General features: G+C 43.5%; 11 protein-coding genes and 1 pseudogene. 5 read left to right on the top strand and 7 right to left on the bottom strand.

The genetic code is table 11. The features are described from left to right. Positions 1–15: 15 nt before the first annotated feature. Positions 16–243: a YejL family protein gene (locus tag R8N47_RS04095; protein WP_005380722.1), complete on the bottom strand. Its 228-nt coding sequence runs from the start codon at positions 241–243 to the stop codon at positions 16–18. Between the two features lie 85 nt (positions 244–328). On the opposite strand from R8N47_RS04095, the gene yejK reads away from it, so the two are divergent. The 3 genes and pseudogenes from yejK to R8N47_RS04110 all read left to right on the top strand — a co-directional run bounded on the left by yejK (position 329) and on the right by R8N47_RS04110 (position 4006). After that, on the top strand, positions 329–1327 hold the full coding sequence (gene yejK, locus R8N47_RS04100; protein ID WP_005380723.1) for a nucleoid-associated protein YejK: 999 nt from the start codon (positions 329–331) through the stop codon (positions 1325–1327). Positions 1328–1409: 82 nt separating this feature from the next. Next, positions 1410–2738 carry an Hpt domain-containing protein gene (locus tag R8N47_RS04105; RefSeq protein ID WP_080996147.1) on the top strand — a complete coding sequence of 443 codons (1329 nt, stop codon included), beginning with the start codon at positions 1410–1412 and terminating at the stop codon, positions 2736–2738. Positions 2739–2842: 104 nt separating this feature from the next. Then, positions 2843–4006: pseudogene (locus R8N47_RS04110) on the top strand (chemotaxis protein). A 90-nt stretch (positions 4007–4096) separates the two neighbouring features. Here R8N47_RS04110 and nhaC read toward each other — a convergent pair. After that, entirely contained in the window at positions 4097–5530 is a 1434-nt protein-coding gene (gene nhaC / locus R8N47_RS04115; protein ID WP_005380726.1) for a Na+/H+ antiporter NhaC, read from the bottom strand. 431 nt (positions 5531–5961) lie between these two features. On the opposite strand from nhaC, the gene asd reads away from it, so the two are divergent. Beyond that, entirely contained in the window at positions 5962–7077 is a 1116-nt protein-coding gene (asd, locus tag R8N47_RS04120; RefSeq protein WP_005380727.1) for an aspartate-semialdehyde dehydrogenase, read from the top strand. Between the two features lie 57 nt (positions 7078–7134). On the opposite strand, the gene R8N47_RS04125 is transcribed toward asd, so the two are convergent. Then, complete coding sequence (locus R8N47_RS04125) at positions 7135–7998, bottom strand: ion transporter (RefSeq protein ID WP_005380728.1); 864 nt, start codon at positions 7996–7998, stop codon at positions 7135–7137. Positions 7999–8033: 35 nt separating this feature from the next. Further along, positions 8034–8672, bottom strand: coding sequence for a YchE family NAAT transporter (locus tag R8N47_RS04130; RefSeq protein ID WP_005380729.1), 639 nt, complete (start codon positions 8670–8672; stop codon positions 8034–8036). Between the two features lie 650 nt (positions 8673–9322). Here R8N47_RS04130 and adhE point away from each other — a divergent pair. Next, on the top strand, positions 9323–12025 hold the full coding sequence (gene adhE, locus R8N47_RS04135; RefSeq protein ID WP_005380731.1) for a bifunctional acetaldehyde-CoA/alcohol dehydrogenase: 2703 nt from the start codon (positions 9323–9325) through the stop codon (positions 12023–12025). Between the two features lie 143 nt (positions 12026–12168). Here adhE and R8N47_RS04140 read toward each other — a convergent pair whose 3' ends face one another. The 3 genes from R8N47_RS04140 to sodB form a co-directional block, all read right to left on the bottom strand. Further along, complete coding sequence (locus R8N47_RS04140) at positions 12169–12912, bottom strand: SDR family oxidoreductase (RefSeq protein WP_064354206.1); 744 nt, start codon at positions 12910–12912, stop codon at positions 12169–12171. Between the two features lie 134 nt (positions 12913–13046). Further along, positions 13047–13550, bottom strand: coding sequence for a VC2046/SO_2500 family protein (locus R8N47_RS04145; RefSeq protein ID WP_064354205.1), 504 nt, complete (start codon positions 13548–13550; stop codon positions 13047–13049). A 156-nt stretch (positions 13551–13706) separates the two neighbouring features. Next, positions 13707–14291: a superoxide dismutase [Fe] gene (sodB, locus tag R8N47_RS04150; protein WP_005396533.1), complete on the bottom strand. Its 585-nt coding sequence runs from the start codon at positions 14289–14291 to the stop codon at positions 13707–13709. Between the last annotated feature and the right edge of the window lie 22 nt (positions 14292–14313).

Here is a 14313-nt window from a genome sequence, read left to right on the forward strand (position 1 = left end):
TTCTATTGTCCGTGATTAGTGTGTTTTTGGTGTTTCTAAAGAAGACATCAGCGCCTGAGCAAATTTTTCAGCAATCGCTTTGCGTTGTGAAGCAGCAACACGTTGATTTAAGACATTGGTTGCGATATTTCCGGCAATCATTAGCGTCAACTCAGGAGAAGCAGCGTGTTTTTCAAGAACTGTTGCTACTTCAGCAAGAATTTTTTCTACTTGCTCGTCAGTATATTTAGATGTAATCGGCATAAAGACTCTAATAATGATAGTAAAAGCGGCTTATGATAACCTACAATGCCCATCAACTAAAACCTTGTAGCAAGATAAAATCACTATGAGTCTTCATCTTTCAAACGTTATTCTGCATCAACTGTGCAAAAACGATCAGGACGAGCTGGTTGTAAACTTTCGTCCAGCATCATTAGAGAACGATGCATCTACAGAAAACTTAGTCGCTGAGCTTCACCGAGTATTCCATTCTAAAGCTGGTAAAGGTTTTGGCGCTTTCCAGTCAGACAGCGAATTTCAATTTTGGCTTCAAGAAATGCGCAAAGGAGAGCGAGATTTTTACGACTTCTCACAAATTAGTGCAAATCGCTTGAAAGAAGAGTTGATTAAGTACCCATTTGCGGATGAAGGTATCTTGGTTTTCGCTGAGTATCAGAGTTTAGCAACGGACTACTTGTTCATCGGTATCTTACCAATGAATCAAAGTTTAAAAGTGACCGAAGGTTTGGACATCAGTGCGACAGATTACTTAGATATCACCAAAATGGATATTGCCGCACGCATCGACCTGTCGAGCTACGAGACCGACAAGGAATCCAATCGTTATCTGCAATACATTAAAGGACGCGTTGGCCGTAAAGTGGCGGACTTCTTTCTAGATTTTCTGCAAGCGGATATTGGCTTAGATACTAAACAACAAAACTTAGTGTTGATGCAGGCGGTGGATGATTTTTGTGCTGACTCGAAGCTAGAAAAGCAAGAAGTGAACGAGTACAAGAAACAAGTTTACGACTACTGCAATGAGCAAATTAAATCCGGTGATGAAGTTCAAATCTCAGAACTTTCCGGAGAGCTTCCTCAAAGTCAAGATGGCACGAGCTTTATGGATTTCACCAAAGAGCAAGGGTACGAACTTGAAGAGTCTTTCCCAGGTGATCGTGCGACGGTTCGCAAACTGACTAAATTTGTTGGAGCTGGTGGTGGTTTGAATATTAGCTTCGATAGTCTCTTACTTGGCGAGCGTATTTTTTATGATCCAGAGACGGATACCTTAACGATTAAAGGGACGCCTCCAAATCTAAAAGATCAGTTAAGTCGCAATTAAAATCATATCGTTAAATAAAGAGAGCAAACGGCTCTCTTTTTTTATGTGAATAAGAAACATCCATAGTATATGCTTGTAATTAATGGAGATATGCGAGGGGCAAGTGTTGCTGAAGCTAAAAGAAGGAATACGGCGGTTTGTTTGGTTCTGGTTCGTTTTGTGGTGTGTTTTAGCACTTGGCATTTGGCTGCAAGCCAAACAAACGATTCAAACGATTTCGACTGTAAATGAGTTAGGAAGTAAAGTTGAAGAAGTCAGGCACTTTTTTAACTTCGATCTGCCTTACCGTGTTAAACACGTCGACCAAATTTCACTGAAACTTCAGTTGGCTTATGCAGTTCGCTTACAGCTTGAAAGTGAGTTTTCTGAAGGGAAAATCACACCAGACATCACTCAATTACTTTATACGACCGACCGATTTTTAGAAAGTGCTCGAGCTTTTGTAAGAAGTGACAGTGAATTGGTTTCGTTAGCAGAACAGTTACGAAGCAGCCGTGCTCGAACAGAAAACTCTGAGCAAATTCAGGCAATGTACTATCGCTTAGGTGCGCTTGTTTTTGAGTCTGTCTTTAGTGACTCTGCAACGAATAGCGATACTTACCGTGACTTAGACCGACTTTTTATTGAATCAGAGACGCTCTCTCCCGAAGAGCGAAGTGCTCTTCAGCGCCAGCTTGCTCAAACCTCAAGCGCACTATCTGCTCAGGCACAGGGCAGTTATTTATCCAATCACCTGCTTAATCCAGATTTCCCGAACCAGTTAACTTCGATAAATGATCAGTTGGAACAGAAGCTAATGACTTTTATTGTTTGGTTGTCTGTAATCAGTGGTTTGCTCCTTTTCCTCATTTCATGGGGAGCCTTCTCCCCAAAAACGATTCAACCGATACCACTACCCAGAACCGATGATAAAAAGTCAGAGCAAGTTGGCGATGATGAAAATGGAGCTAACGCTGTTCCCTCAGCTCAGTCAGAAAATTTTCAAAACGTCCAAATGAACGAAGAAAGTTGTAATGAGGTGAATTCATCACAAGTGGAAGTAGTGGAACGTGAGCCGTACATAGATATCAATAAAATGTTAGATTCTCTGTCTGGTGACGAGGGCGCTGTGCGGATGTTACTGGAGGTCTTTATTCAGGATCACTCTGGCGATGGCACTAAAATGTATCAGCTGTTAGAAGAGGATAAAGAGCAAGCGCAAAGAGCCGCACACAGTCTTAAAGGGGTCTCAGGGAGTTTAGGTGCAATGCCATTGCACTGTATTTCGGGTGATATTGAACTGTTGATTAAACAAGGGCAAAAAGTGCCGGAAGAGAAGTTGGCATGTTTAGATGATGTCCTAAAACAAACCATACTTTTTGCTAATAATGTTCTCAATAGTGAAAAGATAACAGAAGCGCTAACAGATTGATATTGCTCTGACTTAATGTCATAAGAGTTGAGGTAATAAAGGCTCGAACTATATGACTTAGTTCGCTTTATTCCTGTTCTATACAATTTGTTAAAGGTGTTTTCATGTCCGTTCGCCGAATGTCTTCAATGATGTTGATAGGGCTGGTTATGATGCTTTCAGGGTGCTCCCTGCTCGAAGTCAAGATCGAGAGTCAAACCGTCCCTCTTACCAAACAAGAGCTCAATATGCGTCTTTTGACTCGTGAGTATGCGCAGCAGTTTTTTGCTCAGGTTGAGCAAGCAGCAGATGCACTACACGAACAATATGATCCTCATGATAAAGTTCATCAATCTTATATTTTACTTTGGAAGATAAATGCTGAAGAAGGCATCCAAGCTTCTGCGTATCAAGTGTCCCCAATGGCTGCACTGATTGATACATGGACTTTCACGCTGCAAATGGAACAGTTCTTTACTACCGCTTCTGGTAATGAGCTCTTTGCGTCTGATGAGGCCAAGTTAGTTTCCGTTTATTTAGCGAAAGAGGTAGATAAACTGGCTCAATCTTTATTGAAGAAAGAAGCATACATCAAGACACAAACGTTTGTTGCAGAGTTCGCCAAGCAGCATCCATTCGCTGATTTAAGCATGATTAGGACTCCGGCTTACCGTAGGTGGTTAGATGCAAACCAAATTAGCGAAGAGGAAGCCGTTACAACGCTAGGCACGATGCCAGAAGCACTTGGGGATGTCTCTGATCGTCTAAGTCTGGTATCAGAACAGACACCAAAAATTATGACGTGGAAAGCGCAGTTGTTGGCCTTGAATAGCTCTGCCAGTATCGAAAAAGTCAATGCGGCGCTCAATAGTTTGCAAGTTACCGCTGATTCGATGAGGGATTTTATCGATAACAACCCAGAGTACATGCGTTATTTGGCAGAACAAATGGCGCTGGAGTTACAACCTTTGGTTGACGATATCGATCAAAGGACGGAGGCGCGTTTATCTCAGTTGGGTGAAGAACGCCAAGCTATAGAGCTGATGGTTGCCAGAGAGCGCCAATAAATCGCACAGATCATTACCCATGAGCGCGAGAAGTTTGCTCAAGATATGGATCGAGTGTCGCAAGAGGTTGTGAATCTCGCAATGACTAAGCTGATTGAACTTGTCAAAAGTACCATCATCTACTTTATTCTGTTCATTGCCGTTATATTCTTTGCACCGCTTGGCTTGGGCTATTGGTTTGGGAAGCGTTCAGCCGTGAAAACGCCAGTCAAACAAAGCTAACGATTTGTTTTGGAAATAAAAAAAGAGCGCTTTAAAGCGCTCTTTTTTAGTATTGAATTCGGAAGAGAGGTTCTTCCTATCTCTGCGAAGTTAAGCGGTTTGCTGCTTTAATTCGCCTTCAGCTTCTTCAACTGCTTCTGCTGTTGGTTCGCACTTATCAACAAACCAACCCATGTAAGAAGTGAAGATCGTTACGATGATACATACAAAACTCAGCCACATGAACGGGGCATAAGACAGTGTAGCAACACCCAAAATACTGGCCATGTAGATACCGTTGTCACTCCAAGGGACCATACCTGAGGTTAGCGTGCCGCCAAATTCTGCGTTACGAGACAAATTCTTACGTTTGTAGCCTAGACGGTCATAGTTCTTCGCACAGATTTTTGGGGTCAGAATAAGTGAAACGTACATCGCTGAACCAAATACGTTGCCCATAAAGGCCGTACCAATTGTGCTTGTTGCCAATGAACCTGCACTTTGAACGCGTTTTTCAAACAGCTTCGCGATAGTCTCTAGCACGCCTACTTTATCTAGTAGACCGCCAAAACCAAGGCCGAATACGATAACCGCTACCGACCCAAGCATTGAAGACATGCCGCCACGGTTAAGGATTGAGTCAATGAAATCTACGCCAGATGAGATTGCAAACGGAGCCCAAGCCGTGTTGAACGCGGTTAGGAAATCGACATCTTGGATCATCACTGCCCAAATAATACCTAGCAGAGAACCAAAACTGATCACTGGGAATGAAGGCATACGCATCGCTAGAAGTGACAATACGATGATCACAGGAACAAATGAGTAAGGGGTGATGTAGAACTGCTGTTCCATCGCTTTAATGACAGAGTCTACCTGGCTCATGTCAACTTGACCTGCGTAGTGGAAGCCAAATGCAGTAAACATAATGCCTGTAATAATGTAGCTAATGAGTGCTATCGGCAACATGCCTTTAATATGTTCCATCACTTCAACGTTAGACATAGATGAAGCAAGGATTACTGAATCCGATAGAGGCGACATTTTGTCACCAAAGTAACAGCCTGAAAGTACGGCACCTGCAGTGATTGGCGCAGGAACACCAAGACCTTGACCGATACCCATCATTGCAATACCTGCCGTGCCAGCCGCACCCCAAGACGTGCCAGTCGCTAGCGCAGTCAATGAACAGATGATCATGGTCGCGAGCAAAAAGATGGAAGGGTGGATTGCTTTAAGGCCGTAGTAAATAATGGTTGGAACAATACCACCAGAGATCCAAGTACCTACAAGCGCGCCAACGGCCAAAAGGATTAAAACGGCTCCAAGTCCATTGGAAATGCCATTTAGTGCTGCTTTTTCCAGATCTTTATACTGATGGCCAAGCTTTATGCCCAATATCATGACAATGAACCAACCGATGTATAGCGCTAGCTGAATCGGTAGGTCTAGCTTGGCTGTGAACGAAAATGCCAGCAGGAGAAATAAACCGAGCGAGATAAATACCTGTATCAAGCTTGGTAGGCGTGGTGTAACTTGCTTCATATGTGCCTCTGTCAATCTTGGAGCAATAGAGGAAGGCGCTCCTTGTTGTAATCGCGCATAACATACATTAACAAAAATTATATTTCGAACATTTGGTGTTTTATCTTGATGTTCGTCGGTAAAAACGTTTGCTTGTGAAATTAACTGTTAGTTTGTTTTAACTTTTTTGGTTTTAAATGTTGTGTAATGTGAAATTATTGTGCTTCATGTGTTATTTTCTCATTGAGTGGTAAGACCAATTAGGGGACTAAAGTGCTTTCCCTACTTGAAAAATGGTTAAAACCGCAAACCAAACACTAAAAAATCTCGTGTAACCCGGTTTTTCAGAGGAAAAGGTTAAAAAACGCGCTTATTTACAAAATAGGGGTTGAGATTTTGCTGTGAAAAATTAACTATGGGGTAGGTTTTTTAATACATGGAGAGTTAATACGATGAGAGTTGGTTTAGTTGGTTGGCGCGGTATGGTTGGTTCAGTCCTTATGCAGCGTATGGTTGAAGAGAAAGACTTCGACCTAATCGAACCAGTATTCTACAGTACTTCTCAAGTTGGTATTCCTGCTCCTAACTTAGGAAAAGACGCAGGCTTACTGCAAGACGCATATGATATTGAAAGCTTAAAACAGCTTGATGCGGTAATCACCTGTCAAGGTGGTAGCTACACAGAAAAAGTGTTCCCTGCACTTCGTCAGGCTGGTTGGAAAGGCTACTGGATTGACGCGGCCTCTACGCTACGTATGGCTGAAGATTCGATCATCACACTTGATCCTGTGAACTTAAAGCAAATCCAACAAGGCATCCACGGTGGCACGAACACATTTGTCGGTGGTAACTGTACGGTTAGTTTAATGCTAATGGGGCTAGGTGGTCTATTTGAGAAAGGCCTTGTTGAGTGGACAAGCGCAATGACTTACCAAGCCGCATCTGGTGCTGGTGCGCAAAATATGCGTGAATTGATCTCGCAAATGGGCGTTATCAATGACTCTGTTAGCTCTGAACTTGCAAACCCATCAAGCTCTATCCTAGATATCGATAAGAAAGTCGCGGATACAATGCGCAGCGGCTCTTTCCCTACCGATAAATTCGGTGTGCCACTAGCTGGTTCGTTGATCCCATGGATCGATGTGAAGCGCGATAATGGTCAGAGTAAAGAAGAGTGGAAAGCGGGCGCCGAGGCGAATAAAATTTTGGGCTCTCAAAGTTCACCTGTCCCAATTGACGGTACTTGTGTGCGTATTGGCGCGATGCGTTGTCACTCTCAAGCACTTACTATCAAGCTTAAACAAAATGTACCAATGGACGAAATCGAAGAAATCATCGCCACTCATAACGATTGGGTGAAAGTGATTCCTAACGACCGTGACATCACTGCTCAAGAGCTAACACCGGCAAAAGTTACGGGCACAATGTCTGTACCAGTGGGTCGTCTACGTAAGATGGCAATGGGTGATGATTTCCTAAATGCTTTCACTGTTGGTGACCAACTGCTTTGGGGTGCTGCGGAGCCATTGCGTCGTACTCTGAGAATTATTCTGTCTGAGAAAGCATAATCACATCAATCCTTTATTTGATGACAAAATAAAAGAGCTCCGTAGGGAGCTCTTTTTTCATGCGTCGTCTTCCGTTCGAACGACTCTTTTGTCTGGATCGGCTAGTTCACTACCACAATGTTTACAGTAAATTGCGTCAGAGTCGTGCCCTGCGTGGGAGCAGTTTGGGCATTTCACCAATACTTTGTGCGATTGCATCTCTTGGTGCAGTTCGGCAGTGAAAATACCTGTAGGTACCGCCAAAATGGAATAACCCAGTAACATGGTGAGTGATGCAAGCCCTTTACCTAGGTCTGTTTGAGGGACCAAGTCACCATACCCAACCGTTGTGATGGTCACGATCGCCCAATAAATACTTTTAGGAATGCTAGTAAATCCGTTTTCAGGTCCTTCAATGATAAAAATCAATGAGCCGAAAATCGTTACCATAATGGCGACGGAGCTAAAGAAGATAAAAATCTTTCTGCGCGCCATAAGCAGTGAACGTAAGAGGATATTGGACTCTTGGAGGTATCGGACTAACTTGAGTATGCGGAATATTCGCATCACTCGCAGCGCCCTGATCACACCCATAAACGAAGCGGATGGGAAGAAGAGTGCTAAATAAGTGGGCAAAATCGCAAGTAAATCGACGACACCATAAAAACTCTTTGCGTAGGCGGCAGGTTTAGGAGAGCAATAAAGCCTTAGAAGGTATTCAATCGTGAATAGGCCAGTAAATGTGTATTCAATAAACTTCAGCTCTTTTTCCCACTCGGCCCGAACGGAGGGTATCGAATCTAACACCAGTACGATTAACGAGCTGATGATCGCGATAATGAGAGCAATATCGAACGTTTTACCAGCTTTGGTATGAGTACCAAAAATGGTGACATATAGAGTATGTTTAAGAGAGTCAGTCGTCATGACAAAGCGATCCATTGTTGAATCGCTCTATCATACAATTTTATAGAAACTCAGGCTAATCCTGGAAATAAGTTGCGTAAGCCATTCGCAATAAACTCTATGCCAAGCGCGCCCAATATCAAACCCATGATACGAGTAATGACGTTGATTCCAGTTTGACCTAAAAATCGTACGATCAATGGGGCAGAGCGGAACAATAGCCATGAACAAAGGCAGAACAAACCAATCGTAATACTAATGCCCACGGTATCGAACATGCTTGGGTAGCGTGCACCATAAACAATAGTCGAACTGATTGCACCAGGCCCTGCCATTAAAGGCATTGCAAGAGGGACCACACCAATCTGTTCACGACTGACGTATTCCGTTTTCTCTTGTTTGTTCTGCTTATCTTCCCCCAGTTTACCGCTCATCATCGAGAATGCGATGCTAAGTAATAGCAACCCGCCAGCGACACGAAACGAATCCAGAGAAATACTGAACATGTCTAACAGTAACTGACCAGCAAAAAGCGAAATGATCAGGATGATCGCAACAGCCACATTTGCTGTTGTTGCCGTATTGCGCTTTTCGTCTGGTGTCATATGCCCGGTTAGTGACACAAACACAGGCATGATACCAACAGGGTTTACTGCGGCGACCAAACCGAGAAAAAACTGCAAGAAGATAGCAAGTTCAAAAGTTTGCATGTTGCTTACTCATCAAAGTTCACATTAGTGAAAAGGAGAAGGGGTAATTTGGGCGTAATGTAAGGCAAAAGTTAGGTTGTAAGAAATGAAAAAAACTAACGCATTCCCTGCCATTTAAGTGAGAAAAACTAATTCTTTAATAAACTGTATCTAATCTGGAAAGGAAATGTTACGTATAAAGTTGCTGATAAATTGCACTGTTTTACATAAACGTTAACATTCGCACATTTTTGATAAAAACCAAGGTGGTTTGTAGAGAGATGTATTCGGTTCGATATACTCTCAGTAGCACAAAGAATTGGTCCTACATGTAATTTTGTTGGTCAAAAATGAAACTTTTTTACAGGTTGTTGTAGTTTCTTTTATTTATTTGTCCATTTGCTTCTTTTTTACTCAATAAAAAATGAAAGTTAATTTATTTGTTTATCAATTATTTATGTCATTTTGGTGTGATGAGGCACCACTTTGGTAGTATTTAGGTGGTGAGAACTGATCCAAGTCAATTTTTTTCACACTCTGAAATATTATACTCAGTCCTGAAAGCAATTTACTAAGACGTTTGTTTTCTAAGTGACTGATAAACAGTAAAAACGATAAGTAATAGCCTTAGTAAAAAGTTTTTAATATTTGTTAATTTTAGGAGATTCCCTATGCCTGTAACTAATATGGCTGAACTAGATGCAATGGTTGCTCGCGTTAAGAAAGCGCAAGAAGAGTTCGCTACTTACTCTCAAGAGCAAGTAGATAAAATCTTTCGTGCAGCATCGCTTGCAGCTAACCAGGCCCGTATCCCGCTAGCTCAACAAGCGGTAGAAGAATCTGGTATGGGTATTGTTGAAGATAAAGTAATCAAGAACCACTTCGCTTCTGAGTTTATCTACAACAAATACAAAGACGAACAAACGTGTGGCATCTTAGAAGAAGATGACAACCTAGGTACTATGACTATCGCTGAGCCTGTAGGCATCATCTGCGGTATCGTACCAACGACTAACCCAACTTCTACAGCGATCTTCAAATCTCTAATCTCTTTGAAGACTCGTAACGGTATCATCTTCTCACCACACCCACGTGCGAAAAACTCAACTAACGATGCAGCTAAACTCGTTCTAGATGCAGCAGTAGCAGCAGGCGCACCAAAAGACATCATCGGTTGGATCGACCAGCCTTCTGTTGAGCTTTCAAACGCTCTAATGAAACACGATGACATCGCTCTTATCCTTGCAACTGGTGGTCCAGGCATGGTTAAAGCCGCTTACTCTTCTGGTAAGCCAGCAATCGGTGTAGGTGCAGGTAACGTTCCTGTTGTTATCGATGAAACAGCAGACATCAAACGTGCTGTTGCTTCTATCCTTATGTCTAAGACTTTCGACAACGGTGTAGTATGTGCTTCTGAGCAGGCTGCAATCGTAGTTGACGAAGTATACGACGAAGTGAAAGAGCGTTTTGCTTCTCACAAAGCTTACGTACTAAGCAAAGCAGAAGCTGATAAAGTTCGTAAAGTGCTTCTTATCGATGGCGCGCTAAACGCGAAAATCGTAGGTCAGCCAGCAGCAGCAATCGCTGAAATGGCAGGCGTTAAAGTTCCAGCAGACACTAAAGTTCTTGTTGGTGAAGGTCTGGGCAAAGTATCTCACGATGACGCATTCGCTCACGAGAAACTATCTCCAACTCTAGGTCTATTCCGTGCTGACAACTTCGAAGACGCGGTTGCTCAAGCGGTAACTATGGTTGAGATTGGTGGTATCGGCCACACATCTGGTCTTTACACTAACCAAGATACTAACGCTGACCGTATCCGTTACTTCGGTGACAAGATGAAGACAGCTCGTATCCTAATCAACATCCCGACTACTCACGGCGGTATCGGTGACTTGTACAACTTCAACGTTGCGCCATCTCTAACGCTAGGTTGTGGTTCTTGGGGTGGTAACTCTATCTCTGAGAACGTAGGTCCTAAACACCTAATCAACAAGAAAACTGTAGCGAAGCGAGCTGAAAACATGTTGTGGCATAAACTACCTAAGTCAATCTACTTCCGTCGTGGTAGCCTTCCAATCGCGCTGGGCGACCTAGAAGGTAAGAAACGTGCATTCCTAGTAACTGACCGTTTCCTATTCAACAACGGTTACGCAGATGACGTAGTAAGCCTACTAAAAGCTCAAGGCATGGAAGTTCAAACATTCTTCGATGTTGAAGCTGACCCAACACTGTCTGTAGTAGAGAAAGGTGCGGCTCAAATGGCTAGCTACCAACCTGACGTTATCCTAGCGCTAGGCGGTGGTTCACCAATGGATGCAGCGAAAATCATGTGGGTAATGTACGAGCACCCAGAAACTCACTTTGAAGAACTAGCAATGCGCTTTATGGACATCCGTAAACGTATCTACAAGTTCCCTAAAATGGGTAAAAAAGCTGAGCTTGTATGTATCACTACAACTTCAGGTACTGGTTCAGAAGTTACTCCATTCGCGGTTGTTACTGACGACAAGACTGGTGCTAAATACCCACTAGCTGACTACGAAATCACGCCAAACATGGCAATCGTTGATGCGAATCTAGTAATGAACATGCCTAAGTCTCTAACAGCATTTGGTGGTTACGATGCAGTAACTCACGCTCTAGAAGCTTACGTTTCTGTTCTTGCTAACGAATACTCAGATGGCCAAGCTCTTCAAGCACTTAAGATGCTAAAAGAGTACCTACCATCAAGCTATGCGAACGGTGCAAATGACCCAATCGCTCGTGAGAAAGTACACAACGCAGCTACTATCGCTGGTGTTGCATTTGCGAACGCATTCCTAGGTGTTTGTCACTCAATGGCTCACAAACTGGGTGCTGAGTTCCACTTGCCACACGGCCTAGCTAACGCACTACTTATCTCTAACGTGGTACGTTACAACGCGAACGACAATCCAACTAAACAAACTGCGTTCTCTCAATACGACCGTCCACAAGCACGTCGTCGTTACGCTGAAGTTGCTGACCACCTAGGCCTAAGCCAAGAAGGTGACCGTACTGCTCAGAAGATTGAACGTCTACTAGCATGGTTGGATGAACTAAAAGTTAACCTAGACATCCCAATGTCTATCCAAGCGGCAGGTGTTGCTGAATCAGATTTCGTAGCGAAACTGGATGAGCTAGCGGTAGAAGCGTTCGATGACCAATGTACTGGTGCGAACCCACGTTACCCTCTAATCAGTGAACTTAAAGATGTGTTGATGGCTTCTTACTACGGTAAAGCATTTGTTGAAGGCGAAACTTTCGAAGGTACAACTGTTATCAAGAAGAAAGCAGACCAAGAAGCAGCAAAAGCAGCACCTAAAGCAAAGAAAGAAAAAGCTGACGCGTAATTAAAAAATCGAGTGAGCAAGGTTTTCGCTAGCACGAAACCTTAATCGGGAAAAGGTTAAAGCCCCAGTCAAATGACTGGGGCTTTTTTTATTTTGGTGCAGGAGTTACATCTGGCTTGGGAAAACAGAGTTGCTGTGTATGCTTACACTTCGGTCGCAACTACTCGGCCACTGAAGTATTCATTCGCGACGATGTATGCTGTGTTGCGGACTAGTTCGTCTTGGATCTCAGCCCAGTGCCTCTCGTTGAGCTCTTCTTTTGTATGATTTACCGAGGGAATAACGCCGCCCACTCGAATGTTGAATGGTGTGAGTTCTTTTGCCCAGCTGTGAGTAAAACCTGACACCAACGCCGCCATGCTTTCAACTCCCGTAAAGTCTTCATGGTTGTCATGAGAAATGACGTTAACAATGACGCCTTTCTTGTTTCTGGCTCGAAAGCGCTCTGCTCCTACTTGGCCGTAGGTATAAAGGAAGCGTGCCGCAGACGACAAGTGATCAATGTAAGTACTCATTGGTTCTGGCGCCATTAAGCCAGGCATAGGGGAGCTGGTCCAGCAATTAACAATCACATCTGGTGTCGCACGTAGCTGTGATTCTATCTGGTCAAACAATAAGTTAATGGACGTTGTGTTATCACTACACACATTCATCGCATACACTTTGTCAGTGAAAGCGTTGATTTGCTCATAGCTCGCTCTCAAAGCGCTAGAATTTTGGTCACAAAGAATCAACGTTGCTCCAAGGTGAGCAAAGTGATTTGCACAGGTTCTTCCTATAACCGAACCTGCAGACGTGACGAGAATAATTGATTCTTTGATATCCATAGCACCTTCACTGTATCCATATGTGAAAAACAATACACCAGTGGTTTGTGCTAATAGCATGGTTGAAATTCGTTGGGTTCAGTGTGAAAGGCTTCAAACTAACGCTTTCGAGTGAGGACTATTGTGCGGTAATTTGTAAGATGTCACATTTCTGACGTGTAGGTATTGCAAGCTATTGGATAAAAAGCGGATCTCTATGCTTTAGCTTGAATTTGATGCTGACGTTGAGCCGTCACTAGCTGATTATATAGCCCAGCATCTGGGATCAGTTGTTTGTTGCGTTCGCCCAATCTGCGTCGCTCATGACCAGATAGGTTGTGATAAACCTCCTCTGGTAGGTTGAATGTGTCTTCAGGCAGGTAAGTCAGCGCATCTGGTTTTAGGTAATGGCTCAGCTTTGCGGAAGGCAATCCTGCATCGTGAAACTGTTTCGCTTGTTCAGCTGCGAGTTCATAGCTGCTGCTATCAGAACGAAGAGCTTGAGGTTGCGATAAACCCAATTGTTGGCGAAGAATACTGTCACTGGTGATGACTTCCTGGACCTCTTCAACTGGGACCACATCGCGAACATCATTAGAGAACATAGACAGAATCAGCGAAAAATCGGCACGACGACCTTCGTGAACAGCATGGTTGATACCGTTGCCGAACTGAATTTCGTTGATAATTGCAGCTTTGTCTAACGTATGAATTTGCATGATGTTCCTCGCTCGATGCTCTTTTAACGGCGTGGATACGAAAAACTTTAGTAAAAGAGGGAATTATTTAAAGGTGCTAGGGAAGGCGAAACAAAAAAGCCCGCTAAATAGCGAGCTTTTGAATAAGACTAAATTGAACTTAGGGGGGGAAGTATATTACTTCGCTAGGTTCTCAGCTACGAAGTCCCAGTTTACTAGAGCCCAGAAGCCGTTCATGTAATCAGGACGTACGTTGCGGTAATCGATGTAGTACGCGTGTTCCCATAGGTCAACAGTTAGAAGTGGTGTTGTACCTTCTTCTGTTAGAGGAGTAGCAGCGTTAGAAGTGTTAACGATCTCTAGAGAGCCATCAGCTTTCTTAACAAGCCAAGTCCATGAAGAACCGAAGTTGTTGATTGCTGAATCAGTAAACTTCGCTTTGAATTCTTCAAAAGAACCGAATGCTGCGTTGATTGCGTCTGCAACTGCGCCAGTTGGCTCGCCGCCCGCATTTGGAGCAAGACAGTGCCAGTAGAACGTGTGGTTCCAGATTTGCGCTGCGTTGTTGAATACGCCACCAGTAGAAGTCTTGATGATCTCTTCTAGAGTTTTGCCTTCGAACTCAGTACCAGGGATAAGACCGTTAAGCTTAACAACGTAAGTGTTGTGGTGCTTACCGTGGTGGTAGTCTAGAGTCTCTGCTGAGATGTGTGGTTCTAGTGCGTCTTTCGCGTAAGGAAGAGCTGGTAGTTCAAATGCCATTACTCGATTCTCCATTGATTTG

The organism is Vibrio sp. 2132-1, from assembly GCF_033344315.1.

Excerpts from the sequence above, each read along its gene's own strand:
- R8N47_RS04140 (WP_064354206.1), bottom strand. The coding sequence starts at position 12,912 with ATGCTATTAGCACAAACCACTGGTGTATTGTTTTTCACATATGGATAC.
- asd (WP_005380727.1), top strand. The coding sequence starts at position 5,962 with ATGAGAGTTGGTTTAGTTGGTTGGCGCGGTATGGTTGGTTCAGTCCTT.
- R8N47_RS04105 (WP_080996147.1), top strand. The coding sequence starts at position 1,410 with ATGGAGATATGCGAGGGGCAAGTGTTGCTGAAGCTAAAAGAAGGAATA.
- sodB (WP_005396533.1), bottom strand. The coding sequence starts at position 14,291 with ATGGCATTTGAACTACCAGCTCTTCCTTACGCGAAAGACGCACTAGAA.
- R8N47_RS04130 (WP_005380729.1), bottom strand. The coding sequence starts at position 8,672 with ATGCAAACTTTTGAACTTGCTATCTTCTTGCAGTTTTTTCTCGGTTTG.
- yejK (WP_005380723.1), top strand. The coding sequence starts at position 329 with ATGAGTCTTCATCTTTCAAACGTTATTCTGCATCAACTGTGCAAAAAC.
- nhaC (WP_005380726.1), bottom strand. The coding sequence starts at position 5,530 with ATGAAGCAAGTTACACCACGCCTACCAAGCTTGATACAGGTATTTATC.
- adhE (WP_005380731.1), top strand. The coding sequence starts at position 9,323 with ATGCCTGTAACTAATATGGCTGAACTAGATGCAATGGTTGCTCGCGTT.
- R8N47_RS04125 (WP_005380728.1), bottom strand. The coding sequence starts at position 7,998 with ATGGATCGCTTTGTCATGACGACTGACTCTCTTAAACATACTCTATAT.
- R8N47_RS04095 (WP_005380722.1), bottom strand. The coding sequence starts at position 243 with ATGCCGATTACATCTAAATATACTGACGAGCAAGTAGAAAAAATTCTT.
- R8N47_RS04145 (WP_064354205.1), bottom strand. The coding sequence starts at position 13,550 with ATGCAAATTCATACGTTAGACAAAGCTGCAATTATCAACGAAATTCAG.